Origin of the sequence: Oryzihumus leptocrescens, from assembly GCF_006716205.1 — a bacterium.
Taxonomy (GTDB): domain Bacteria; phylum Actinomycetota; class Actinomycetes; order Actinomycetales; family Dermatophilaceae; genus Oryzihumus; species Oryzihumus leptocrescens.
In genome coordinates, this window is the sequence record NZ_VFOQ01000001.1 from 2,273,252 (window position 1) to 2,298,841 (window position 25,590).

A 25,590-nucleotide genomic window follows, 5' to 3' on the forward strand; every position below is an offset into this window, starting at 1 on the left:
TGGGAACGGTTGCGACGAGGCGCCGTCCACGGGCCGGCCGCACTGTCTGTCGGGAACCCTACCGCCCGGTCCCGAGCTCAGGCGCTCGCCTCCGCGACGAGGCTCTCCTTGACCTCCGGGAAGTGGCAGGCGATGGAGTGCCCGGCGCCCGCCTCGGCCTTGGACTCCAGCGGCGGCTCCTGGCTGGCGCAGATGTCCTGGGCCTTCCAGCAGCGGGTGCGGAAGCGGCAGCCGCTCGGCGGGTTGATCGGGCTGGGCACGTCACCGGCGAGGCGGATCCGCTCCCGCGGCGGCACGCCGCGCACCGCGCCGAGGTCGGGCACGGCCGAGAGCAGCGCCTGCGTGTAGGGGTGCTGCGGCGCGGTGTAGACCTGCTCGCGGTCGCCGACCTCGACCATCTTGCCGAGGTACATCACCGCGACCCGGTCGCAGAAGTGACGCACGACGCCAAGGTCGTGGGCGATGAAGACGAACGCGATGCCGAGGTCGCGGCGCAGCTCCTCCATGAGGTTCATGACCTGGGCCTGGATCGAGACGTCAAGGGCCGAGACCGGCTCGTCGGCCACGATCACCTGCGGCTCGACCGCCAGCGCCCGGGCGATGCCGATGCGCTGGCGCTGCCCGCCGGAGAACTCGTTGGGGTAGCGGTTGTGGTGCTCGGGGTTGAGGCCCACCCGCTCGAGCAGCTCCTGGACCCGCTGGATCTCCTTGCCCTTGGCCAGCCCGTGGACCTGCAGCGGGGTGCTGATGATCGAGCCGACGGTCTGGCGCGGGTTCAGCGAGCTGTAGGGGTCCTGGAAGACCATCTGCAGCTCGCGGCGGAACGGGCGCATCCGCTTCTCGGGCAGGCCGGCGAGGTCGGTGCCCTCGAACAGGACCTGGCCGCTGGTCGGCTGGTAGAGGCGCGTGATCGCCCGGCCGAGGGTGGACTTGCCACAGCCGGACTCCCCCACCAGGCCGAGGGTCTGGCCCTTGCCGAGGTCGAAGGAGACACCGTCGACGGCCTGCACGACCTGCTTCCTGGCGAACAGGCCGTCGGTGTTCTTGATCGGGAAGTGCATCTTCAGGTCGCGGACGCTCAGCAGGGGCGTGCCGGACGCGGGGGTGCTGCTCACGGGGTACTCCTTCTCAGGCCAGGCCCGGCTCGACCTCGGCCGTGAAGATGGCGCGGGGGTCGGCGAGGTGGCAGCGGGATGCGTCGGTGCCCAGCTGGTCGCGGCGGACCAGCTCGGGCAGCTCGGTGCGGCACTGGTCGCCGGACACCCGGTCGACGTACGGGCAGCGAGGGTGGAAGGAGCAGCCGGAGGGCAGGTTGACCAGGCTCGGCGGGTTGCCCCGGATCGGGCGCAGCATCTCGTGCTCGGTCGAGACCGAGGGGATCGACTCGAGCAGTCCCCACGTGTAGGGGTGGGACGGGCTGGCCAGCACCTCCTGGGCCGTGCCGTACTCGACGGCGCGGCCGGCATACATGACCAGCACGTCGTCGGCGACCTCCGCGACGACCCCCAGGTCGTGCGTGATGAGCATGATCGCCGAGCCGAACTCCTTCTGGAGGTCGTTGAGCAGGTCCAGGATCTGGGCCTGCACGGTGACGTCGAGGGCGGTCGTCGGCTCGTCGGCGATGAGCAGCTTGGGGTCGTTGACCAGCGCCATGGCGATCATCGCGCGCTGGCGCATGCCGCCGGAGAACTCGTAGGGGTACTGGTCGATCCGGCGCTGGGGGTTGGGGATGCCCACCCGGTCCAGCATCTCCAGGGCCCGGTTGCGCGCCACCTTCTTGGACACCTTGTGGTGCGCGCGGTAGGCCTCGGAGATCTGCCAGCCGATCTTGAAGTACGGGTGCAGCGAGGACTGCGGGTCCTGGAAGATCATCGACGCCTGGTCGCCACGGACCTTGCGCATGCCCTGGCTGGACATGCCGACGATCTCCTGGCCGCCGAGCTTGATCGAGCCGCTCATCCGGGTGCGCCGCATGTCGTGCAGGCCCATCACGGCCATGCTCGACACGGACTTGCCGGAGCCGGACTCGCCGACGATGGCGAGGGTGCGCCCCATGGGCAGCTGGTAGCTCAGGCCCTGGACCGCCTGGACCGGACCGTCGGCCGTCGGGAACTCGACCCGCAGGTCGTCGACGACGAGGAACGGCTCCTGGCCGGAGGGGTTGGTGACCCGGCGGGCGCGGGTGACCGTCTGCGGACGGCCGGAGGAGGTGGCCTCGGTGGCCGAGGTCTGGCTCATGACAACCTCACGCGGGGGTCGAGGAACGAGTAGACGATGTCGACCAGGAGGTTCATGACCACCAGGACCACGGCCCCGACGATCACCGTGCCCATGATCATCGGCAGGTCGGAGTTGTTGAAGCTCTGGAGCACGAGGTTCCCGATGCCGGGAAGATCGAAGATGCGCTCGGTGAAGATGGAGCTGACGATCAGGTAGGCGATGTCGAGGCCGTAGATCGTCACGACCGGCGTGATCGCGGCGCGCAGGCCGTGCAGGTAGGTCACCCGCCGCTCGCTGATGCCCTTGCTGCGGGCGGTCCGGACGTAGTCCTCGCTCAGCGACTCCACCATCGACCCGCGCGAGTACCGCGTGTAGGACGTGGAGTTGTAGATGCCCAGCACGAGCCACGGGGCCAGGAAGCCCAGGAACCACTTCACCGGGCCGTTGTCCGCGATCGGGAAGTAGCCGGGGCGCGGCAGGATCGGGAAGGAGATGACGAGGTAGAGGAAGACGAGCAGGGCCACCAGGTAGTACGGGATCGAGCTCATCACCAGGGTCAGACCGACGAGGGCACGGTCGGACGAGGTGCCGCGCCGCCGGGCCGCCATGGACCCCAGCGTCACGCCGACGCCGAAGAAGATGACCGAGGCGCCGAGCACCACGGTGAGGGTGACCGGCAGCCGGCTGCCGATCTGTTCCAGCACGGGCTGGCCCGTCTTGAACGAGTAGCCCAGGCACGGGGCCGCGCAGTGCTGGGTGACGCCGCCGTCGGTGTAGTCCCGGCCGAAGACGATGCCGCCGGCGTACTCAGCGAACTGCTCGGTGACCGGCCGGTCGAGGTTCAGGCTCTTCCTGATGTCCTCGTAGCGCTGCTGCGAGCAGCGGGTTTCGCCACAGATGGCCGATGCGGGATCGCTCGGCGCGATGAAGAACAGCGCGAAGGAGGCGATGACGGTCGCGATGATGACCGAGATCGCGCTGATGACGCGCCGGGTGAGGTACGTGAACACGGTGGGGGCTCTCCCGCTGTGGTGGGCCGCTCGGTGGCCGGTGGCCGGGCTCGCGCCCGGCCACCGGTCACCACTGAGCTGGGGTCAGGTCAGCTCTTGATGAACATCTGGGTGAAGACCGGCAGGCCCTGGGTCGGGTCGCCGACAGCGCCACCCACCTTGTTGCCGATCACGATGGCCATCTTGTCGTAGTAGAACGGCAGGGCCGGGACGTACGTCTGGAGGATGTCCTGGTCGAGCGCACCCCACTTGGCGGCCTGCTGGTCGAGCGGCAGGGCCGAGATGTCGTCGATCTTCTTGTCCAGAGCCGGGTCCATCAGCTCACCGATGGAGTTGCCGTCCTTGACCGACTGGGACTTGAACAGCACCGGGAACCAGGAGGAGCCGCTCGGCCAGTCGGAGCACCAGCCGCGGGGCGAGAACAGCATGTTGACCGGGCTGTCGTAGTTGCCGGTGTACTTGCGGATCTGGGCCTTCGGCACGCCGATCGCCTTGACCTTGAAGCCGGCAGCCTCGAGGAACTTGGTCCGGGCCTGGGTGAGCTGCGAGGAGGTCTGGCTGTCGTTGGAGTAGTACCAGGACAGCTGGAAGCCGAGCTTGCCGGCCTTCTGCAGCGCCGCCTTGGCAGCGGCCGGGTCGCCCTGGCCGGTGCCGGTCAGGCCGGCCACCGAGAACTTGGTGTAGCCCGGGACGGCCGGAGGCAGGATCGAGGACGCCGGGGCGCTGGTCAGGCTGTTGTTGCCGCTGACCTTGTTCATCTCGTCCCAGTTGTAGGCCAGGGCGATCGCCTTGCGGACGTCGAGCGGGATCTTGCGGGAGTCCATCTGCTCGACGATGGTGCAGGGGCTGTCGCCCTGGAGCAGCTGGGCCTTCTTGTCACCGGTCAGCTGCGGGACGACCGAGGCGTCGACGTTGTCGTACTCGACCGCGGCCGCGTCCGGACCCTGGCTGGCCAGGACCTGCTGCTGGCTCTTGATAGCGTCGCCGCCCCACTTGAAGTCCCAGGCGTCGACGTACTGGTGGCGCACCGGGTCGGTGCTGGCGTCCCAGTTGGGGTTCTTGACGAGCTTGAGCTCGGCGCCCGGGTTGTAGCTCTGCCACATGTACGGGCCCGTGGTCATCGGGTTCTGCTCGTACTTCTGCTTGGTGTCCTTCGCCTTGGGGATCGGCGTGAACATCGGGAACGTGCCGTAGTAGGGCAGGTCCGGGAACGGGGTCTTGAGGTGGATGACCAGCGTGCTGTCATCCGGGGTCTCGACACCCTTGTAGTCGTCACCCGAGGTGTAGGGGCCCTTGTAGGTGTCGGCGTCCTTGAAGTAGGACAGCTGGTAGGTCGGGCCCGCGTCGAAGACGTCGTGCGCGAAGGACCGCTTGATCGCGTAGGCGAAGTCCTCGGCCTTGACCGGGGTGCCGTCCTGGTACTTGATGCCCTTCTTGAGCTTGAAGGTCCAGGTCAGCTTGTCAGCGGAGACCTTCCCGAGGTCCTCGGCGAGGTCCGGCACCAGCACCGGCTTGCCGTTGCGGATGTCGAACTGGGTCAGCGTCCGGAACGCGAGCTTCGCGATCTGGTTGCCGTCGGTGTAGTAGATGTTGGTCGGGTCGAACGTCGAGGGCGTGCTCTCGGCGTAGACCGTCATGGTCCCGCCCTTCTTCGCCCCGTCAATGTCCTTCGCCGGCCCCTTGGCGGACTCGTCCGTCGCCTTCTGCTGGGCACCGCCGATGGTGTCAGACGAAGAGCCCCCCGCCTGCTTGTTGTTGCTGGACGGCGTGCCGCACGCGGCCAGTCCGATCACAGCCACGGCAGCAATGAGCGCCGTACCCTTCAATCGAATCACTGCGATTCTCCTTGTCTTGCCTCGATGGGCCACGCTGCGTCAGCGGCGCGTCTTGGGGTCGAACGCGTCTCGCACGCTGTCACCCAGCCAGCTCAGGGCCAGGGTGAGGGCGGACACTCCGACGACAGGCAGCCACAGGTACAGCGGGTCTGCCTGGTAGTACGTGGTGGCCTTGGCGATCATCTGGCCCCACGAGGGGGTGGGCTCGATGAGCCCGACCCCGAGGAAGGTGAGCCCGGCCTCGGCCACGATGTAGGCCGGGAGCGCCAGGGACAGCGAGATCACGATCGGCGCCACGAGGTTCGGGAGCAGCTCCTTGAACAGCACCCGGCGAGTGGGTACACCGATGACCTTTGCCGCCTGGACGAACTCACGCTCGCGCAGCGAGATGACCTCTCCGCGGATCAGCCGCGCGAGGCTGGCCCACCCGAAGAAGACCAGGACGCCGATGAGCACGAAGAACCGGATGTCGGCGTTGTCCTGCGGCGTCAGCGCGTTCACGCCGCCGGCCACCTGCACCACGATCGGCACGGCCGCGATGGCGACGAGCAGGTAGGGCAGGCTCAGCACGAAGTCGATGACCCAGCTGATGGTCCGGTCGACCCAGCCACTGAGGAAGCCGGCGGTGAGGCCGAGCACGACGCCGATGACCGAGGACGTGATCGAGGCGACGAAGGCGATGACCAGGCTGGGGCGGGCGCCGTAGGTCCACTGGGCGAACAGGTCGCGACCGGTCTTGGGCTCGACGCCGAACCAGTGGTCGGCGTTCGGCCCGATGGTCGGGAAACCGAACTCGTCCACCAGCTCGGTGTGGAAGTCGCTGTAGTTCTGCCCCTCGATCGCGCACAGCAGTGGCGCGAGGACCGCGACGAGGATGAAGAGCAGCACCACGCACGCGCAGACGATCGCCATGCGGTCCTTGCGCAGGCGGTCGAACGCGATCCGCGACGGGGACTTGCCGTGCTCCTTGGTGGAGGCCACGGGAACCGCGGCGACCAGGGCCTCGCTCGAGACCTGGTCCTGCGGGTCGACACCCAGCGACATGCGCACTCCGTCCATGTGAAACAGCCGTGACGACGTCGTTCGGCCTCACGTGGCGAAGGGGTCCCCCCGACAAGATGTGACGGCGCTCTCACGAGTCGGCGTAAACATGCCACACGGTCAGGCCCGCATCCAGAACTGTTGATGTCTTGGATGACAAATCGTTACCGAGCGTGTTGCTGCGTGCTCAGCGGCCGCGGATGTGCCTGCGCAGCTGGGCCCACCGGGCCGACAGCGTCTGTTCCCAGCCGCGCTCGGTCGGGTGGTAGTAGTCGGCCTGCTCCGCGAGGTCGTCCGGGAGGTACTGCTGCTGCACCACACCGGCCGCGTCGTCGTGGGGGTAGGAGTAGCCCTCGCCGTGGCCGAGCCGTGCCGCGCCGGCGTAGCCGCTCCCCCTCAGGTGCACCGGCACGGGCCCGCCGCGACCGGCCCGGATGTCGGCGATCGCCGCGTTGATGCCGGCGTAGGCGGCGTTGGACTTGGGCGCCAGGGCGTTGTGGACGACGGCCTGCGCCAGGATGATCCGCGCCTCGGGCATGCCGATCTGGGCCACCGCGTGCAGGGCGGCGACGGCGGTCTGCAACGCCGTGGGGTCGGCCATGCCGACGTCCTCACTGGCCGCGATGACGATGCGCCGGGCGATGAAGCGCGGGTCCTCCCCCGCCTCCAGCATCCGCGCCAGGTAGTGCAGCGCGGCGTCGACGTCACTGCCCCGCATCGACTTGATCAGCGCGCTGGCCACGTCGTAGTGCTGGTCGCCGGTGCGGTCGTAGCGCACGGCGGCGTGCGCCACCGCCTGCTCCACCTGCGCCAGCGTCACCTCCACCGGCTCGTCGGTATGCCGTCCGGCCGGCTGCGCGTCGAGGGCCACCCCGGCTGCGGCCTCCAGCGAGGTCAGTGCCCGCCGGGCGTCTCCCCCGGCGATGCGCACGAGGTGGGCGCGGGCGTCGGCCGCGAGGGTGAACGCCCCGGCCAGGCCACGCTCGTCCTCCAGGGCACGGGTGAGCACCTGGTCGAGCTCGTCGTCCGCGAGCGGGCCGAGGGTGATGAGCATCGACCGGGACAGCAGCGGGGCGATGACGCTGAACGAGGGGTTCTCCGTCGTCGCGGCCACCAGGATGACCAGGCGGTTCTCCACGCCGGGCAGCAGGGCGTCCTGCTGGGCCTTGGTGAACCGGTGGATCTCGTCGAGGAAGAGCACCGTCTGGCGGTCGTAGAGGTCGCGCTCGCGCGCGGCGGCGTCCATGACGGCGCGGACGTCCTTGACCCCGGCGGTCACCGCGGACAGCTCGACGAACTTGCGCCCGGCGTTGGTGGCCACCAGATGCGCGAGGGTGGTCTTGCCGGTTCCCGGTGGCCCCCAGAGGATCGCCGACAGCGGGCCGGCGGGCCCGGCATACCCCTCGATGAGGCGGCGCAGGGGGCTGCCCGGGCGCAGCACGGCGCCCTGGCCGCGCACCTCCTCCAGCGACTGCGGGCGCATCCGGACGGCCAGCGGCGGCATCACCGACGGCGACGCGTCGACACCGGCGGCACCCTCGCGGTGCGCCGTGGCGAAGAGGTCGTCGTCGGCCGTGCTCACGGCTGGCAGGCTATCCCGCGTGACCCCCACGCCCTCCCCCGCGTCACCATTGCGCGCGACCTCGCCGGCCCGCCCGACCCGCCTGACCCGGATGGGCACCGTCGTGGGGCGCCACCCTTGGCGCGTCCTCGGCCTGTGGCTGGTCGTCGTGGTCCTGTGCTTCGCGGCCGCCGCCGGCGCGCTCGGCGGCGACTCGCTGTTCCAGCGGCTCACCTCGGGCGAGCCGACCGTGCCCGGTGAGGCGCGCACCGGCCGGGACCTCGTCTCCGGGGCTGCGACCAAGGGACCGGCGACGATGCTGCAGGTCACCGGGGTGGACCTGGGCGCCCCGGCTGTCGCCGACACCGTGCGCCGGCACTCCGAGACGCTCAGCCGCATCAGCGGGGTCCAGCAGGTGTCCAACCCCTTCCTCGTCCCGGGCGGACCCCCGTCCCCCGCGGCCAGATCCCTTGTCGCACAGGGTGACCCGTCCCGCGGCGGGTTCCTCACCGTCGTCGACACGAAGCCGGGCCTGTCCAAGGCGGCCCAGCGCAGCACCGAGTCGGCGGTCACCGCCGAGCTGCAGGCCATGGTGCGCGACCTGCCGGGCGGGCGCGGCCACGTCGGCGGCACCTCGCAGCTGGTCAGCCAGATCACCGGCCAGGTCGAGACCGACCTGCGCACCGGTGAGGGCATCGCGCTGCCGGTCAGCCTGCTGGTCATGGTGGTGGTCTTCGGCGGCTTCATCGCCGCGGGCATGCCCGTCCTCGGGGCCATCGCCTCGATCGGCGGCGCGCTGGCCAGCCTGCTCGCCTTCTCCTACCTCATCGACCTCGACGCCTCGGTCGTCAACGTCGTGACCGTCCTGGGGCTCGGCCTGTGCATCGACTACGGCCTGCTGGTCGTCAGCCGGTTCCGCGAGGAGCTGCGCGCGATCGCCGCCGGCGGCCCCGCGGCCGACATCAGCCGCGACGAGGTCGTGCTCGCCACCTCGCGCACCCTCGCGAGCGCCGGCCGCACGGTGATGTTCTCCGGGCTGACCGTGGCCATCTCGCTGAGCAGCCTGTTGGTGTTCCCGGCCCAGCTGATGAAGGCGATCGGCGCCGCCGGTGTCTCCGTGGTCGTCGTGGCGCTGCTGGTCGCGCTGACCCTGGTGCCCGCCCTGTGCGCGCTGGCCGGTCGCCGGCTGCTGCGCCGTGGCACCGAGCAGGCGTCGGACACCGGCGTCTTCAGCAGACTGGCCCTCCGGGTGCAACGGCGCCCGGTGGGCGTCATCGTCGTCGTGGTCGCGGCGATGCTGGTCGCGGCCGCCCCGGCCTTCAGCCTGCAGCTGACGTCCTCGGGCACCCGCCTGCTGCCCGCCGGCACCGACCAGCGCGTGTTCTTCGAGACCCTGGCGCGGGACTACCCGGCGACCAGCGCGCCGGACGTCACCGTCGTGGCACGGGCACCGCTGGCGGAGGTCACCCGCTGGGCCCGGGACACCGCCGCCCACGTGCCCGGCGTGCGCTCGGTCGACGCCCCGAAGCAGGCCACGCCGGACCTGGTCTCCGTCGGGCTGCACACCACCGACGGGCCGCTCGGCGCCACCACCCGCCGGGTGGTCACCTCGCTGCGGGCCGACCGCCCGGCCTTCCCGACGTGGGTCACCGGGCAGGCCGCCCAGCTCGCCGACTTCAGCGCGTCGATGCGCGCGCGGGCGCCGGTGGCCGTGGCGCTCATCGTGGTCGCGACGTTCGTGCTGCTGTTCCTCATGACCGGGTCGGTGGTGGTGCCGCTGAAGGCGCTGGTGCTCAACGTGCTGTCCCTCGGCGCCAGCCTCGGCATCACCGTGTGGATCTTCCAGGAGGGCCACCTCGCGGGCCTCATCGGCTTCCAGTCGGTGGGCGGCATCGAGTCCACCATCCCGTTGCTGGTGCTGGCCTTCGGCTTCGGCCTGTCGATGGACTACGAGGTGTTCCTGCTCTCCCGCATCACCGAGCTGGTCCGGCGCGGCCACGACAGCGACGAGGCGGTGGTGCTCGGCCTGCAGCGCTCCGGGCGGATCATCACCTCCGCGGCCGTGCTGATCATCATCGTCTTCTGCGGCTTCGCCGCCGGCAGGCTCCTGGTCATCAAGGAGACCGGCGTGGCCCTCGCGGTGGCCGTGGCGATCGACGCCACCCTGGTGCGGATGCTGCTGGTCCCCGCCACGATGACCGTCCTCGGCCGGCGCAACTGGTGGGCACCGGCGCCGTTGCGCCGCTGGCACGCCCGCTACGGCATCTCCGAGGAGGTCGAGGGTGCCCACTGAGACCGTGCAGCAGCTCCCGTCGTGGCAGGAGCTGCTCGAGGCGTCCGGGCAGGACCCGTTCGTCCGCTATGACGTGGGGCCGGCGTTCGCGGGCGGCTGGGCGGTGGACGGCGCGGTCGCCTTCCTGCGGCGCACCCCCTCGGGCCGGACCGCCCTGGCGCTGCTGGGCAGCCCGGCAGGTGTGGGGGCGCTGGTGGCCACGGTGGCCGCCGACCCGGCCGTCGTAGTCGGCCACGACGTCAGGGCGATCACGCTGCCCCAGCCACTGGAACCGTTGCTGGAGAGGCACTTTCGCATGGGTGCGGGCTCCCGGTGGGAGTGGATGTGGACACAGGAGGTGCCGCAGCAGCAGCCTGCCGAGACGGCGCTCCGGGCTCTGGGCAACACCGCCGACGCCGGCGAGCTCACGGCGTTCCTCGCGGACGCCAGCCCGACGGCGAGCGCCCGCCCCGGCGACGAGGGCATCGAGTGGTGGGTCGGCGCCCGGGATGGCTCGGGCACCCTGGTCGCCTGTGGGGCCCTGCAGCGCACCGGTGCCGGCAGCCCGCACCTGGCAGGCATCGCGGTCCGCCCGGACCGGCGTGGAGAAGGCCTGGGCGCGGCCGTGACTGCGGCGCTGACCCGCCGGGCGATCACCCTCGACGGGGTGTCGACCCTGGGCATGTACTCCGACAACGCGGTCGCCCGCTCGCTCTACCTGCGCCTGGGGTACCGGGTCGCACAGGCCTGGGCGACCCGCGTCATACGGCTCCTGGGGTGAGTGCACGGGAGCCCCCGCACCGGTGCGGTGCGGGGGCTCCCGGGACGAGCCGACGTCAGTGGACGTCGAGCGCGGCGGTCGCGGTGGAGCGGTCCGGTGCCTTCACCACGACGGTGTGGTCACCGAGCGTGGTGTCCGCCGGGACGGTCACCTTGACCAGGGCGTTGCCGCCGGCGTCGGTGGTCACCGTGCCGAGAGCCACCGTGCCGTCGAGCGAGATCCGCTGCAGCGTCAGGGGCGTGAAACCGCGCAGGTGCATCAGGACCTGCTTGCCCGGCTTCACCCGCGGCGGGGACAGCTGCACCGTCCCGGAGCTGACCGGGTCGACGTGGGCGACCGGGCGGACCCGCACGACCTGCGGGTCGTGGTCGGAGGCCTGGTCGGCGAACTCGGAGTTGACGTGGATGACGTCGTACTCCACCGCGCCCGGCGCCGACAGCACCGTCGAGGTGAAGATGTGGTCGAGCACCTGCGAGACGCCGTTGTAGTTGTAGGTGTAGCGCTCGTTGGCCGGCAGGGTGTTGATCAGGTCGGTCAGCGTCGCACCGTTGTCGGTGAGCGTCGTGACCGCCGGGGAGAACTGGTAGTCGTTGAAGTCACCGGCCAGCACGATGTTGGCCTTCGGGTCGACGGCCAGCACCTGCTTGACGAACGCGTTGACCGCCGTGGCCTGCGCGGTGCGCTGCTGCTCCGAGCTGCGCGTCGGCGGCTGGTAGCGGCCGTCGGCGTTCTGGTCGCCGCCCTTGGAGTTGAAGTGGTTGGCGATCACGATGACCTTCTTGCCCTGGAAGACGAACTCGCCGGCCAGGGGCTTGCGGCTGTCCTCCCACGCCGTGTTCGACGGGTCGACCCGACCGGGCGAGACGGTCAGCGCTGCGGTGCCGTCGTTGTCCTCCTGCACGCCGACCGCCGTGGTCGAGTCACCGCCGGGCCGCTGCACGAACGTGACGCGGTCGGGGTTGTAGAGGAAGGCCACGCGGATGTTGCCGCCCGGCTGGCCACCGTCCTGGTCGTTGACCGGGTCGATCTCGGCCCACTGGTATGCCGGGCCACCGGCCGCGCTGATCGCCGCAGTGAGCTTGGTGAGGGTCTGGTCGGCGGCGACGGTGCCGTCGTCGGTCGCACCGCTGTTGTCCTGGATCTCCTCCAGGCTCACCACGTCCGGCGAGGCGAGGTTGGTGACCACGCCCGCGCCAAGGCGCTGGTACTTCGCGTCGGGGTCGCCGGGCGCGAGGTTCTCCACGTTGTAGGTCGCGACCGCGAGCTGGTCGGCGGCCTGCGGGGTGGCCAGGTTGCCGGCGAGGTGGTTGTCCTGCCACGCGCCGGTGGCCGTCGCGGCGATCGCGTAGCCGCCGAAGGTGGACCAGTCCACCGGGCCGGTGGTGGCGCCCGTGAGGACGTCGCCGACGTTGGCGGCCTGGACGACGCCGTTGACCGGGGACACGAGGACCCGGCCGGAGGGCAGGTTGTAGCTGTCCACGTAGGTGCCGCCCCGGTACGTCGCGTTCTGCGCCGGCTTGGTGGTCACGTAGATCTCGCCGTACTGCGGCTTGCCGGGGCCGACGACGCGGGCGTCGTCCACCTCGACCCGCATGCCCTCGTGGGCCTCCCAGAACTCCATCGCGGAGTGGGCCGGGTCGACCGGGCTGATCGCCTCGACGTTGCCGCTGGCGACCTGCGGGGCGTAGGTGTCGGGCACGGTCGAGGGGGCCAGCTGCAGCGGGGCCGGCAGGGCGTTGCCCTTGCTGACCACGGTGACGGTGGTCGGGGTGATCTCGGTGGTGGACAAGCTCGAGGTGCTCGAGACGGTCTCGCCGGAGGAGAGCGGGTAGTAGTCGGTGACCGAGCCGGTCACCAGGACCGCGTCGCCGACCGAGACGCCACCCTTGGAGCTGAAGACGAACACGCCGGAGGACGCCGACGGGCGCGCCGTGTCGGGCTGGGCCTCCTGGATCCAGTAGCCGGCGCTCTTGCCGGTGCGCACGGCGGTGACGATGCCGGCGACCTTGCTGACGCTCTGGCCCTTGAGCGGGGAGATGAACCCGTCGCCCTGGACGTCCTGGATCGTCGTCGTGCCCGGGAGGCACTCCTGCGGCGTCGGGACGGCCGTGCAGTCCGGGCCGGTCGGCGCCGAGCCGTTGACCGCCTTGGGCGTCGGCGCGGCGACGGTGAAGTCGGCGCCGTTGTTGCCGGTGTTGACGACCGGGCCGTTCCTGCGCTGGGCCGAGGTGGAGTTGCTCGTGGCCGCGGTGGGGGTGCCGCCGGCGGCGTCGTTGGCCCCGCCGAAGCCGACGAAGTCCACCACGCCCGCGGCGGTGGAGCAGGTCGCGCCGCAGGAGAGGGTGGTGGTGCTGTTGACGAGCGCGACCTTGCCCGCGGTCGAGGACATGGCGATCGTGCCGGTCACGTCCGGAGTGGGCAGCGCGGCGCCGGTGGCGCCGCCGGCCTCGCCGACGAGGTATCGCGCGCCGGCGGCGATGCTGCCGGTCAGGGCGGTCTTGCCCGACCACGTGGTGCCGGTGGCCGAGGAGTACTGCACCGACCAGCCGGTGAGGTCCACCGGCGCGGAGCCGGTGTTGACCAGCTCGATGAAGTCGTTGGCGTATGGCGCGCCGGAGTTGCCGCCGCCTCCGTAGACCTCGTTGATGATGACGCTGGCGCCGGGGTCGACCGCGTGGGCGGCCGGCGCCAGGCTCAGGCCGGCGACGAGGACGGTGCCTGTGGCCGCCACCGCCCCCGTCACTGTGCGCAGGAAAGGCATGGTGCTCCTGGGGTGTCGCAGAAGATGGCTCGCGCCCGGGTGTGGTCGTGAGCGAGCACAACCTAGGGGTCTGCTGTGTGCCTTGTGTGGGCTTTTGCCGACAAATGGGAAGAATTTGGCCGGGGTCCCCCCGGGATTCACCGCCCCCCTCCCCGGCACGACGCCGGTGCAGCCCTCCCCCGACCTCGGCTCCCGGACACCCACCCCGGCCCAGGACGTGAGGACGGCGTCCGGCTCGCGAGGCCGGCGGACCGGGCCCGGGGCCGGCCGCGGCGTCGGGCAGGTGCGACGCCGGCCCGGCCACACGGCATACACGGCAGCGGCCCCCGCCCCGGTGAGGGGCGAGGGCCGCTGATGGCGCCGGGGGTCAGGCCTCGGGCTGCTCGCGCGGCTCGGGCGTGGAGTCGACGCCGGCCTCCTTGCGCTGGGCGTCGGTGATCGGCGCGGGCGCGTCGGTCAGCGGGTCGACGCCACCACCGGACTTGGGGAAGGCGATGACCTCGCGGATCGAATCGGCACCGGCAAGGAGGGCGACGATGCGGTCCCAGCCGAAGGCGATGCCGCCGTGCGGCGGGGCGCCGAAGGCGAAGGCGTCGAGCAGGAAGCCGAACTTCTCCTGCGCCTCCTCCTGCGACAGGCCCATGACCTTGAAGACGCGCTCCTGGATGTCGCGGCGGTGGATACGGATCGAGCCGCCGCCGATCTCGTGGCCGTTGCAGACGATGTCGTAGGCGTAGGCCAGCGCCGGGCCGGGGTCGGTGTCGAAGGTGTCGAGGTACTCCGCCTTCGGCGAGGTGAACGCGTGGTGCACCGCGGTCCAGGCGCCCGAGCCGACGGCGACGTCGCCGCTGGCGGTGGCGTCCTCGGCCGGCTCGAACAGCGGGGCGTCGACGACCCACAGGAACGACCACGCCGACTCGTCGATCAGGCCGCAGCGACGGCCGATCTCGAGGCGGGCGGCGCCGAGCAGGGCGCGGGAGTGCTTCGGGGCGCCGGCGGCGAAGAAGATGCAGTCGCCCTTGTCGGCACCGACGAAGTCGGCCAGGCCGGCGCGCTCGGCGTCGGTGAGGTTCTTGGCGACCGGGCCGCCGAGCTCGCCGTCGTCACCGACGAGGACGTAGGCCAGGCCCTTGGCGCCGCGCTGCTTGGCCCACTCCTGCCAGGCGTCGAGCTGCTTGCGCGGCTGCGACGCACCGCCCGGCATGACCACGGCACCGACGTAGGGGGCCTGGAACACGCGGAAGGTGGTGTCCTTGAAGAACTCGGTGCACTCCACGAGCTCGTTGCCGAAGCGCATGTCAGGCTTGTCGGAGCCGAAGCGCGCCATCGCCTCGTGGTAGGTCAGCCGCGGCAGGGGGCCCTGGACCTCGTAGCCGACGAGCGCCCACAGGGACTTCAGGATCGCCTCGCCGAGCTCGATGACGTCGTCCTGCTCGACGAAGCTCATCTCGATGTCGAGCTGGGTGAACTCCGGCTGGCGGTCGGCGCGGAAGTCCTCGTCGCGGTAGCAGCGCGCGATCTGGTAGTAGCGCTCCATGCCGGCGACCATGAGCAGCTGCTTGAACAGCTGGGGGCTCTGCGGCAGGGCGTACCAGCTGCCCGGCTGGAGGCGCGCCGGCACGAGGAAGTCGCGGGCGCCCTCGGGGGTGGAGCGGGTCAGCGTCGGGGTCTCGATCTCGACGAAGTCGCGCTCGGCCAGGACCGTGCGGGCGGCCTGGTTGACCTTGCTGCGCAGGCGGATCGCGGCGCCGGGGCCGGGGCGGCGCAGGTCGAGGTAGCGGTGCTTGAGGCGCGCCTCCTCGCCGACGGTGACGCGCTCGTCGATCTGGAACGGCAGCGGCGCGGACTCGCTGAGCACCTCGACGGTGGAGGCCACGACCTCGATCTCGCCGGTGGGCAGGTCGGGGTTGGCGTTGCCCTCGGGGCGCGGACGGACCTCGCCGGTCACCTTGACGACGAACTCGTTGCGCAGGTGGTGCGCCTCGGCCTCGGCCAGGACCTCGTCCCGCACGACCACCTGCGAGACGCCCGACGCGTCGCGCAGATCGAGGAACGCCACGCCGCCGTGATCGCGCCGACGGGCGACCCAGCCCGTGAGCGTGACGGTCTGACCGGCGTGGTCGGCACGCAGGGTGCCGGCCTCGTGACTGCGAAGCACGGTGATGTCCTTAGCTAGGGGGTGTGCGGGATGCCCGCCCATCCTACGGACTTCGGTGCCCCCACCCCGAACCGGTTATCCGCCGTCGACCTCGCTGAGCAGGTGCTTCGGCGCCTGCGTGCGCCACGAGTCGGTGACCACCTCGGCCAGCACCTGCCCGTCGACCGCGTCGAGACGCACGAGCACGGACCTGTAGCCGTCGTAGTGCTCGGTGGTGAAGAACGTCGCCGGGTCCGAGGCGAGCAGCGCCTCCTTCCCCCCCAGGTCGGCGACCCGCACCACGACCACCCCGGGGTTGGGCACCTTGGGCTTCCTGGGGTCCATCCGCTCGCGCCACAGCCAGACGAACTGCCTCCCGGCCACCCGGAAGGTGAAGCCGTCCTCCTCTGTCGTCCCCGGCAGCGCCAGCGCGACGCGCCGGACGTCCTCCTGGGTCACCATCGCCAGCCCCCTCTCGCCTCCCCCCACGGTATGTCGTGTGCGCCGGCCCGCGGACAGCAACAGGCCTTGTCCATCGATTCGAACACCTGTACTATATGAGCAGGGGGTTTGGCATGGACGGTCTGGACACGGCGCTCGACATCGAGCTGGCGCAGGTGTGTGGCGGGTTGAACCAGCTGCATGCCCGGCTGGTGAGGCTGGTCGCCGGTGCCCTCACCGCAGAGGAGTGGGCCGGCGACGGGGTGCGCTCCCCCGAGCACTGGCTGGTGCTGCGGGCCGGGCTGTCCCCTTCGCGGGCGCGCGAGGTCGTCGCCCTGGCGCGGCGCGAGGCCGAGCTGCCGACCCTGATGGACACCTTCGCCGGCGGGCATCTCTCACTCGACCAGGTGTCGACCGTGGCCAGGCACGCCCCGGCCCCGATGGAGGCCTCGGTGACCGAGCTCGCGGTCAACGCCACGGTGCCCCGGCTCCGGCGCACCCTGTCCCGTTACGCCTTCCCCGACGAGCCCGCCAGCACTGCTGACCCCTCGGTCGACGCCCCTGCCACCAACGACGGCGCCGAGGACGCGGGTCCGCCGATGGCCCCCACCCCGGAACGTCGGGTCGAGGAGCCGGCCGACCTCGCGATGGGCTGTGACGCCGACGGCCGGTTCACGCTGCGGTTCTCCGCCCCACCCGACCTCGGCGCCCTGGTGGAGGCGGCGCTGATGGAGGCCCGGGACGCGCTCTTCCACGCCGGGCGCCCGGAAGTCACCTGGGCCACGGCTCTGGCCGAGGTCTGCGAGCGCTCCCTGGCCAACCCACCCTCACCTGGTCGGCGCGACGCGTTCCGGGTGCTGGTCCACCTCGACACCGACGGGGCCTGGCTGAACGCCCGCCCTGCCCTCCCGCGGCACCTGCTCCACAAGCTCACCTGCGAGGGGTCGCTGCGCCCGCTCTGGGTCACCGAGGGGCACCCCGTCAACGTCGGCCGGGCCCTGCGCATCGTCCCCGACCGCACCCGGCGCCTGGTTGAGGACCGCGACCGCGGCTGCCGCTTCCCCGGCTGCGCTGCGACGGCCGTCGTCAAGGTCCACCACGTCATCCACTGGGCCGACGGCGGCCCGACCGACACCCCCAACCTGGTCAGCCTGTGCCCGCACCACCACGACCGGCACCACGCGGTCGACTACGACATCCGGGGCGACGCCGACCTGCCTGACGGGCTGACCTTCACCAACCGGTGGGGCCACCTGATCCGCCCGGCACCCGCCTACCGGCCACCGATCCCGAGCCACTCACCAGATCCATCCAGCCGACCAGATTCGGTGGGCTCGGCAGGCCAGGGCAGCCCACCGGATTCGCCGGGCTCGCCAGACCAGGGCAGCCCACCGGATCCGGGCAGCTCAGCAGACCCCGGCGGACACGGCGCCGTGCCCGGACACACCGGAGGGCCGACGGCCCCGCCCTACGACGGACCCACCGGCGAGATCCTGCACAGCAGGTGGGTCACCTTCACCGAGTCCGCACCCATCCCGGCCTGACGCCGGGGAGCGCGCGCCGGAGCACTGCGCCGGCGCGCGTGGGTAGGGGTGGTGCGAACCGCAACGTGACGCCGGACCACGTGGGTAGGGGTCGCGCGAACCGCCGCGTGACGCCGGACCACGTGGGTAGGGGTCGCGCGAACCGCAGCGTGACGCCGGACCACGCGAGGTCAGGGAGTCGTCCGGCAGCTCAGCCGAGGACGTCGCCGTCGAGGTAGACCCACCGGCCACCACGCCGACCAAACCGGCTGCGTTCGTGCAGCACCCCGCGTTCGCGACCCTGCCGCCACGACGCGCGGAACTCCACCTCACCCTGGTCGTCGTCGGGCCCACCGGCGCGCGTGTCGAGGACCTCGAGGCCGGTCCACGTCAGGTCCGGGTCCAGCGCCAGGTCAGCAGGCCGGTGCGCCGGGTGCCAGGTCCGCGAGAGGTAGTCCCCCGCGCCCACCGCGAACGCGGCGTACCGCGAGCGCATCAGCTCCTCTGCCGTCAGCGGCGTTCGTTCCCCGTCATGCAGCGGCTGGCAGCACACGGCATACGCCGCACCACTCCCGCAGGGGCAGCTGCGAGTGGACGCACCGCCTCGCCCTGTGCCACGGCCGAACGTGCCCCCGGCGGACGCGCCAGCACCTGGCGTGTGAGAACCGGACGTGCCAGAACCCGGCGGGCTAGCACCGGACGCGCCCGAACCGAAGGCACCGCTCATGACCGGTCTCCCTGCGGTCGGACCAACGAGGAGGGCGCGTCCGCCAGGGCCTCGACCACCGCCGCCAGGGCAGGGCTCTCCCCCATCGTGCGCCGCCACACCGCCGTCACCGTGCGGGTCGGCACCGGGGCGACGACGTGGACCGCGACCACCCCGGCCGGCAGCTCGCCGCGCCCGAGCCGCGGCACCAGCGCCACCGCCAGCCCCTGCGCCACGAGGGCGATGTGGGAGGCGAACTCCGCGGCGAAGTGCTCGATCCGCGGGGCCCGGCCGATGTCGTGGAACATCTTGGTCAGCCACTGGTGGCAGATCGACCCCGGCGCCACGCTCACCCAGCGCTCCCCGGCGAGCTCTGCCGCCGAGACCCGCTCCCGTCCAGCCAGCGGGTGCTCGCAGTGCACCAGCACGTCGGCGTAGTCCGACCCGAGGTGGCGGCAGGTCAGGTGGTCCGGGATCGCCAGCGGCAGCGGCTCCCAGTTGTGCACCACGGCCAGGTCCACCTGTCCGGTCGCCACCAGGCTGACCGCATCCCACGGCTCGGCCTCGCTGAGCGTGACCTCAAGCTCGGGCGAGGACTCCCGCAGCGCAGCCAGTGCCGGAGCCACGACGCCCCGGGCCGCCGTGGCGAAGCTGGCCAGCCGGACCCGTCCGGCAGGCCGCCCCGTGGTCGACTGCAGCTGGGACTCCAGCTGCTCCATCTGGGCGAGCAGGTCGTGCGCCGAGGCCGCGAGCAGGCGGCCGGCCTCGGTGAGCATCACCCCGCGCCCGTACTTCTCCAGCAGCGCGACCCCCGCCCGGGCCTCGAGCCGCTTGACCTGCTGGGACACGGCGCTGGCGGTGTAGCCGAGCGAGTCCGCCGCCGCCGCAACGGATCCCAGTCGGTCCACCGCCGCGAGGGACCGCAGCGCCACCGCATCGATCATGTAGCGAGGCTACATCGTCGTGCCAAGAAACGTTTGCTGGTGCTTCATGGTGCGACACGGCACGGTAGTGGCATGCCCTCCGCCACGCTGCCCGCCCGCGACGCTGCCCTCGCGACCCTCGTCGCCGTCGTGTGGGGGGTCAACTTCATCGCCATCGACCGCGGTCTGGCCAGCGTGCCGCCGCTGCTGTTCGTCGCGCTGCGCTTCGTGCTGGTGTGCTTCCCCGCGGTGTTCCTGGTCCCCCGCCCCGCCGTCCCCTGGCGCCTCGTGGTGACGATCGGGCTGTTCATGAGCCTGGGCCAGTTCGCGCTCGTCTACGTCGCCATGCACCTCGGCATGCCGGCCGGGCTCACCCCGCTGGTGCTGCAGAGCCAGGTCCTGCTCACCGTGCTCTTCTCCAGCGTGGCGCTGCGCGAACGACCCACCCGAGGCCAGCTGCTCGGCGTCCTGGTGGGCGCCGCCGGGCTGGCCGTCGTCGCGGTGGGGCGAGGCCCCCACGCCCCGCTGCTGCCCCTGCTCCTCGTCGTGGCCGCGGCCACCTCCTGGGCCATCGGCAACGTCGTCGCCCGGCACGCCCGCCCGACCTCGGGGCTGTCCATGGTGGTGTGGTCCGGGCTGGTCGTGCCGGTGCCCCTGCTGGCCCTGTCGCTGCTGGGCGAGGGCCCCGCCGCGGTCTCCGCCGCGGTGACCCACCCGGACCTGGGCGCGCTCGGCAGCGCCGCGTTCACGGCATACCTGGCGTCGCTGCTCGGCTACGGCCTGTGGAACTCGCTGCTGGCGCGCCACCCCGCCACGGCGGTCGTCCCGTTCACGATGCTCGTCCCCGTGGCCGGCATCGCCGCGGCCTGGCTGGCGCTGGGCGAGGTGCCCACGGCCACCGAGCTGACGGGCGGCCTGATGCTCCTCGCCGGGGTCGCCGCCGCGGTGTTGCTCTCACGCCGCCGCCAGACCAGCCTGCGCCGGGCCGCGACGCACACCGCCGCCCCGGTGACCGGGGCGGCGGTGGGTGCGAGTGCAGCTCCCGAGGGAGCCGTGGATCAGCGGTATGCCGGGTGCTCCGGCCAGGGTGCGTCGTAGGGCCGCAGCGTGCCCCAGTCGAGCTCCCTGGCCGCGTAGGCGGTCAGGATGCCGATGATCGCGGCGGGGTTGTGGAGACGGCCGGTGAGCACCGCGGCCACCGCCTCGTTGAGGTCGACCCACCGCACGGGCATCCCGTGCTCCTCGGCCTCGCGCTGGTGCCGCTCCTCGTGCGGCACGGACGCGAGGTCACGGGCCAGGAACAGGCGCAGCACCTCGGACAGGCCGCCGGGTGAGGCGAAGTGGTCGACCAGGACGTTCCATGTCCCGGCCGTCAGGTCGGCCTCCTCGTGCAGCTCGCGCGCGGCGGCCTCCCACGGCGGCTCACCCTCGACGTCGAGCAGCCCGGCGGGCAGCTCCCAGTCGTAGTGGCCGACGGGGTGGCGGTACTGCTGGACGAGCAGGATCCGGCCCTTGTCGTCCATCGCGACGGTGCCGACGGCGCCGGGGTGCAGGACGTACTCCCGGCGCACGGTGCCGGCCTCGCCGAGGTCGACCGTGTCGCGCACGACGTCCCACACCATGCCCTCGAGCAGCACCTCGCGCTCGGAGACCGGCCGGGACTCCAGCCGGTCCCGCAGCTCGTGGGCGGACAGGGACGGCGCGTCGAGGCTCACGGCGCCGCGACCGGGTCGGCCTGCTCGGCCTCGGCGTGGTCGGCGCGGGGACGCTCGACCTCCACGAGGCGGGCCTGGCGCTGCTGGTCGATCGCCGCGCCGACCAGGCCGGCGAACAGTGGGTGGGCCTTGTCCGGGCGGGACAGGAACTCCGGGTGCGCCTGGGTGGAGACGTAGTACGGGTGCACGTCGGCGGGCAGCTCGACGAACTCCACCAGCGTGCCGTCCGGCGAGGTGCCCGAGAAGCGCAGGCCAGCCTGCTCGAGCTGCTCGCGGTAGGAGTTGTTGACCTCGTAGCGGTGGCGGTGCCGCTCCTCGACCTTGGTCGAGCCGTAGGTCTCGGCCACGACCGACCCCTCGGCGAGCGCCGCGGGGTACAGCCCCAGGCGCATCGTGCCACCGAGGTCACCGGCGCCCTCGACGAACGCCTTCTGCTCCTCCATCGTCGCGATGACCGGGTGCTCGGTGCCCGGGTCGAACTCGCTGGAGGAGGCGTCGGCGATGCCGGCGACGGTGCGGGCGTACTCGATGACCATGCACTGCAGGCCCAGGCAGATGCCCAGGGTCGGCACACCACGCTCGCGCGCCCAGCGCAGCGCGCCGAGCTTGCCCTCGATGCCGCGGACGCCGAAGCCGCCGGGCACGAGCACCGCGTCGACGCCGCCGAGCGCCTTCTGCGCGCCGGCCTCGGTCTGGCACTCGTCGCTGGCGACCCAGCGGATGCGGACCTTGGCGTCGTGGTGGAAGCCGCCGGCGCGCATGGCCTCGGTCACCGACAGGTAGGCGTCGGGCAGGTCGATGTACTTGCCCACCAGGGCGATCTCGACCTCGTGCTCGGGGTTGTGCACGCGGCGCAGCAGCTCGTCCCAGTCGTGCCAGTCGACGTCGCGGAACGGCAGGCCGAGGCGGCGGATGACGTAGGCGTCCAGGCCCTCGCCGTGCAGCACCTTGGGGATGTCGTAGATGCTCGGCGCGTCGACGGCGGCGGCGCACGCCTCGGTGTCGACGTCGCACATGAGCGAGATCTTGCGCTTGATCCCCTCGGGGATGACCCGGTCGGCGCGCAGCACGAGGCCGTCGGGCTGGATGCCGACCTGGCGCAGCGCGGCCACGGAGTGCTGGGTCGGCTTGGTCTTCAGCTCACCGCTCGGGGCGAGGTAGGGCACCAGCGAGACGTGCAGGAAGAAGACGTGGTCGCGACCCACGTCGTGGCGCACCTGGCGCGCCGCCTCCAGGAAGGGCAGCGACTCGATGTCGCCGACGGTGCCGCCGATCTCGGTGATGATCACGTCAGGGCGCTTGTCGGCCGGGCCCTCGGCGGTGGCGCGCATCCGCGCCTTGATCTCGTTGGTGATGTGCGGGATCACCTGGACGGTGTCGCCGAGGTACTCCCCACGGCGCTCCTTGGCGATGACCTGGCTGTAGACCTGACCGGTCGTCACGTTGGCGGAGCCGTCGAGCTCGACGCCGAGGAACCGCTCGTAGTGGCCGATGTCGAGGTCGGTCTCGGCCCCGTCCGCGGTGACGTAGACCTCGCCGTGCTGGAACGGGTTCATCGTCCCGGGGTCCACGTTGAGATAGGGGTCGAGCTTCTGCATCGTCACCCGCAGTCCGCGGGCCCGAAGCAGGTGTCCGAGGCTCGAGGCCGTGAGCCCCTTGCCGAGCGAAGAGGCGACGCCTCCGGTCACGAAGATGTGCTTTGTCTGCTCAACCACGGACTTGCACTCTACGTCATCGACGGGCCCTCGGAGTACCACGCCAGCCATGTCGCGGCCGTGTCGTCCCCGTCGGGCAGTGCCGCGGCGGCCGAGCGCCCTTGCCGGGCAAGACGTTCGCGCAGGTCGGGGTCGATGAGCACCGTTCGTGTGGCATCCGACACGGCCGTGGGGTCCCCTGCGGGGACGAGCAGGCCGACTCCTTCGACGAGGTCGTGCAGCCCGCCGACGTCGGTGGCGACCACCGGTGCGCCGGCCGCCATCGCCTCCTGCACGACCAGCGCGCGGGCCTCCCAGGCGCTCGGCAGGACGAACACCTCGGCGGCGCGCAGCCACCGGTCGGCGTCGCGGCGCGCCCCCACGAAGTGGACCGGTGCCGCGACCTGCTCGACCAGCGCCTCCAGCTCGCCCAGCAGCACCTCGTCGCCGTCACCGACGACCACCCAGGTTGCCGGCGTCCACAGCCGGGACGCGGCCCGCACGAGCACGTCGAGGTCCTTCTGCGGGGCGATCCGCGAGATGGTCAGCACCAGCGGCCGCCCCGGGTCGACCTGGAGGCCCGCCTCGCGCAGCAGCGCCGCCCGCTCGGCGGCGCGACCCTGCCGGTCGAGTGGCTCCTGCGCCAGCAGCGCCGGGACGCGCGGGGACGGCACGGGGGCCAGGCGGGTATCGCGCGCGCCCAGGTCGCGGGCCTGGTCCACCAGGTCGCTGCTCGCCCCGGTGACGAGGTCCGCCCGCCGGGCGACGAGCCGCTGGGCCAGCTCCTTCAGGCGCAGCCGGCCCGAGCCGGCGAGGACCGCGTTGTGCTGGGAGACGACGAGGCGGGGCCGGCGCAGGCCGAGGGTCACCAGGGTGGCCAGCAGCCCGGCCTGGTGCCCGTGGGCGTGCACGACGTCGCTGGCGGCCGCGAGGCGGCGCAGCGCGAGCAGGTCGAGCAGGCTCGCCGCTGCCGCGCCGACCGGTCGCAGCCGCGGCCACCACGGGCGCACGTCGCCGAAGTCGAACCGCTCGGCGGTCGCGGGGTGGGTGACCACCACGACGTGGGCCCCGGCGGCGCGCAGGTCGGCCGACAGCTGGGCCACGTGCGTGCCGATCCCCCCGGTGCTGCGGCCCAGCACCATGACCACCCTCACGCCGACCTCCGCAGCACCCGCGAGCGCAGGCGAGCCGTGAGCAGCCGCCCGGTCTCCCGGTCGGCCAGGGCGAGCACGGCCACGAACACGACGACGGTCACGGACGCCACCAGCACACCGACCAGCACCGACGGCAGCAGGCCGCGCGTGGGCAGCGCATCAGCCAGCACCCGGCCCGGCGCCACCGACACGACCGCGGCCACCAGAGCCGCGACCAGCGTGCGTGGCAGCCCACGCAGGGCGGGCGCCCCCCAGGCCTGGCGGACCGCCACGAGCAGCAGCACCCCGGTCAGCGTCATGCCGGCACTGCTGGCGACCCCGAGGGTGCGCAGCGTGCGGGTGGGCTCGGTCGGCCCCGTCAGCGCGAGGAGTGGCCAGAGCGCGGCAACGAGCCAGCCCGCGGCCACCGCCACGGCCGCGATCCGGGGCCGGCCGCGCACGTAGAGGGCGCGGGTCAGCACGGCGGCCAGGCCGAAGCCGACCAGACCGACAGCGTAGGAGTCCATGGCGACCGGCATCGCCTGCAGGGCCGCGCGGCCGACCGGCTGGTGCCGCCCCGCGTCGAGGGCAGTGAAGAACGCGCCGAGAGGCCTCGAGGCGACGAGCAGCACCGCGGCGCCAAGGACCCCCGCGACCGCCACCGCCCGGGTCGAGCGGGCCAGGGTGCGCGAGGCGTCATCGTCGGTCCCGGCAGCTCCCCCGTCGGCCCCGGCGGGTGCGCCGAGCCCGCTGTTGCGGACCTGCCCGGCGGCCGCCTCCCGCTCGGGCGGGTCCGGCTCGACCGACTCACGCTCGAAGACCTCGAGCTCGACCGCCTCGGCGGCGGCCTCCTCCTGCGAGACGCCCTCCTGGGCGGCCTGGGCCGCCAGGGTCGGGAAGGTGGAGATGGCCAGGGGCACCGCGAGCACGGCATACGGCAGCAGGTAGACGGCCTGGACGTAGGTGTAGACGTTGAGGGTGCCGTTGCCGCTGCGGTAGTTGGTGACCCAGACCGTGGCGAGCACGGCCGCCTGCTGCGCGAGCAGGGCCACGAGCCCGGCGCCGGCGAGCGACGCGGCGCGGCGGGCCACGCCGTCGGGGAAGCGCCAGGTGAGCCGCAGCCGCACGCCAGCACGGCGCACCGGCACCAGCAGCGGCAGGCTGAGCGCGACGACGCCCATCGTGGTGCCCGCGGACAGCGCCCACGCGGCGCCGGCCGGCAGGTGGGCCGGGTCGTTGCCGTGGCCGCCGGACAGCGCCCCGTAGAGCACGTACGCGGCGATGACGACGAGGCTGGACAGCAGCGGCGCCAGGGCGGCCCCGAGGAAGCGGTGGTGCGCCTGCAGGACGCCGGCCAGCACGATCCCGACGCCGTACAGCGCCACCTGCGGGGCGAACACGACGAGCATGGTCGCGCCGAGCTCGGCGGCCGCGCCCGGCTGCGAGCGGCACACGTCCGGGCCGAGCATCGCGGAGGTCAGCGGTCCGGCCAGCGCGGCGACCAGCAGGGCGAGCGGGACCAGCAGGGTCAGCGCCCAGGTGAGCATGGCCGAGGCCGTCCGGTCGGCGGACTCCCGGTCGCCCTGGCCGAGCTGCCCGGCGATCACCGGGACGGCGATCGCGGCCAGGGCACCACCGGCGGCCACCTCGTAGATGACGTTCGGCAGCTGGTTGGCGGTCTGGTAGACGTTGCCGACGCAGGTCACGCCGACCGAGTGCGAGAAGACCAGCCACCGACCGAAGCCGACGACCCGGGCCGCGAGGGTGACGACGGCGATGAGCCCGGCGGCGGCCAGCAGGCCATGGGCCCGCCGTGACGGGGCGGGGCTCACCGCGG

19 protein-coding genes are annotated in these 25,590 nt (G+C 72.3%); 4 read left to right on the plus strand and 15 right to left on the minus strand.

What is annotated here, in order from left to right:
- Window positions 1-77: 77 nt before the first annotated feature.
- The 6 genes from FB474_RS10735 to FB474_RS10760 form a co-directional block, all read right to left on the minus strand.
- The gene (locus tag FB474_RS10735; RefSeq protein ID WP_221632623.1) at window positions 78-1,061 is read right to left on the minus strand and encodes an ABC transporter ATP-binding protein; all 984 of its coding nucleotides are present in this window, start codon (window positions 1,059-1,061) and stop codon (window positions 78-80) included.
- A 67-nt stretch (window positions 1,062-1,128) separates the two neighbouring features.
- Window positions 1,129-2,238, minus strand: coding sequence for an ABC transporter ATP-binding protein (locus FB474_RS10740; RefSeq protein ID WP_141788633.1), 1,110 nt, complete (start codon window positions 2,236-2,238; stop codon window positions 1,129-1,131).
- Window positions 2,235-3,230, minus strand: a complete 996-nt coding sequence (locus tag FB474_RS10745) for an ABC transporter permease (protein ID WP_141788634.1) — start codon at window positions 3,228-3,230, stop codon at window positions 2,235-2,237. Before FB474_RS10745 ends, FB474_RS10740 begins: the two co-directional genes overlap by 4 nt.
- Window positions 3,231-3,319: 89 nt before the next feature.
- Entirely contained in the window at window positions 3,320-5,029 is a 1,710-nt protein-coding gene (locus tag FB474_RS10750; protein WP_221632512.1) for an ABC transporter substrate-binding protein, read from the minus strand.
- Between the two features lie 75 nt (window positions 5,030-5,104).
- Entirely contained in the window at window positions 5,105-6,109 is a 1,005-nt protein-coding gene (locus FB474_RS10755; RefSeq protein WP_141788635.1) for an ABC transporter permease, read from the minus strand.
- 184 nt (window positions 6,110-6,293) lie between these two features.
- Window positions 6,294-7,610 (minus strand): replication-associated recombination protein A, encoded by a 1,317-nt coding sequence (locus tag FB474_RS10760; RefSeq protein ID WP_141789943.1) that lies wholly within the window; start codon window positions 7,608-7,610, stop codon window positions 6,294-6,296.
- A 97-nt stretch (window positions 7,611-7,707) separates the two neighbouring features.
- Here FB474_RS10760 and FB474_RS10765 point away from each other — a divergent pair, with 97 nt between their 5' ends.
- Both FB474_RS10765 and FB474_RS10770 read left to right on the plus strand, forming a co-directional pair.
- Window positions 7,708-9,960, plus strand: coding sequence for an MMPL family transporter (locus FB474_RS10765; protein WP_342778117.1), 2,253 nt, complete (start codon window positions 7,708-7,710; stop codon window positions 9,958-9,960).
- Complete coding sequence (locus FB474_RS10770; protein WP_141788636.1) at window positions 9,950-10,720, plus strand: GNAT family N-acetyltransferase; 771 nt, start codon at window positions 9,950-9,952, stop codon at window positions 10,718-10,720. Before FB474_RS10765 ends, FB474_RS10770 begins: the two co-directional genes overlap by 11 nt.
- A gap of 55 nt (window positions 10,721-10,775) precedes the next feature.
- Here the strand turns inward: FB474_RS10770 and FB474_RS10775 are convergent, their stop codons facing one another.
- The 3 genes from FB474_RS10775 to FB474_RS10785 form a co-directional block, all read right to left on the minus strand.
- Window positions 10,776-13,481, minus strand: a complete 2,706-nt coding sequence (locus FB474_RS10775) for a lamin tail domain-containing protein (RefSeq protein WP_141788637.1) — start codon at window positions 13,479-13,481, stop codon at window positions 10,776-10,778.
- Between the two features lie 367 nt (window positions 13,482-13,848).
- Complete coding sequence (gene aspS / locus FB474_RS10780; protein ID WP_141788638.1) at window positions 13,849-15,639, minus strand: aspartate--tRNA ligase; 1,791 nt, start codon at window positions 15,637-15,639, stop codon at window positions 13,849-13,851.
- Window positions 15,640-15,714: 75 nt separating this feature from the next.
- Window positions 15,715-16,080, minus strand: a complete 366-nt coding sequence (locus tag FB474_RS10785) for an MmcQ/YjbR family DNA-binding protein (protein WP_141788639.1) — start codon at window positions 16,078-16,080, stop codon at window positions 15,715-15,717.
- 113 nt (window positions 16,081-16,193) lie between these two features.
- On the opposite strand from FB474_RS10785, the gene FB474_RS10790 reads away from it, so the two are divergent.
- On the plus strand, window positions 16,194-17,603 hold the full coding sequence (locus FB474_RS10790; protein ID WP_185746119.1) for an HNH endonuclease signature motif containing protein: 1,410 nt from the start codon (window positions 16,194-16,196) through the stop codon (window positions 17,601-17,603).
- Between the two features lie 190 nt (window positions 17,604-17,793).
- Here the strand turns inward: FB474_RS10790 and FB474_RS10795 are convergent, their stop codons facing one another.
- Entirely contained in the window at window positions 17,794-18,309 is a 516-nt protein-coding gene (locus tag FB474_RS10795; protein WP_185746120.1) for a YchJ family protein, read from the minus strand.
- Window positions 18,306-19,232, minus strand: a complete 927-nt coding sequence (locus FB474_RS10800) for a LysR family transcriptional regulator (RefSeq protein ID WP_141788642.1) — start codon at window positions 19,230-19,232, stop codon at window positions 18,306-18,308. Before FB474_RS10800 ends, FB474_RS10795 begins: the two co-directional genes overlap by 4 nt.
- Window positions 19,233-19,319: 87 nt before the next feature.
- Between FB474_RS10800 and FB474_RS10805 the strand changes: the two genes are divergently transcribed.
- Window positions 19,320-20,309 carry an EamA family transporter gene (locus FB474_RS10805; RefSeq protein WP_185746230.1) on the plus strand — a complete coding sequence of 330 codons (990 nt, stop codon included), beginning with the start codon at window positions 19,320-19,322 and terminating at the stop codon, window positions 20,307-20,309.
- Here the strand turns inward: FB474_RS10805 and FB474_RS10810 are convergent.
- Genes FB474_RS10810 through murJ form a run of 4 tightly spaced genes read right to left on the minus strand, consistent with a single transcriptional unit; the run spans window position 20,270 to window position 25,585 of the window.
- A complete protein-coding gene (locus FB474_RS10810; protein WP_246092137.1) occupies window positions 20,270-20,926 on the minus strand; it encodes an NUDIX domain-containing protein in 657 nt (218 codons plus the stop codon). The two genes, FB474_RS10805 and FB474_RS10810, sit on opposite strands and share 40 nt — an antisense overlap.
- The gene (locus FB474_RS10815) at window positions 20,923-22,641 is read right to left on the minus strand and encodes a CTP synthase (RefSeq protein WP_246092138.1); all 1,719 of its coding nucleotides are present in this window, start codon (window positions 22,639-22,641) and stop codon (window positions 20,923-20,925) included. Before FB474_RS10815 ends, FB474_RS10810 begins: the two co-directional genes overlap by 4 nt.
- Before the next feature lie 11 nt (window positions 22,642-22,652).
- Window positions 22,653-23,774: a glycosyltransferase family 4 protein gene (locus tag FB474_RS10820; RefSeq protein WP_141788645.1), complete on the minus strand. Its 1,122-nt coding sequence runs from the start codon at window positions 23,772-23,774 to the stop codon at window positions 22,653-22,655.
- A complete protein-coding gene (gene murJ, locus FB474_RS10825) occupies window positions 23,771-25,585 on the minus strand; it encodes a murein biosynthesis integral membrane protein MurJ (protein WP_185746121.1) in 1,815 nt (604 codons plus the stop codon). The genes FB474_RS10820 and murJ overlap by 4 nt, the downstream gene beginning before the upstream one ends.
- Window positions 25,586-25,590 lie beyond the last annotated feature (5 nt).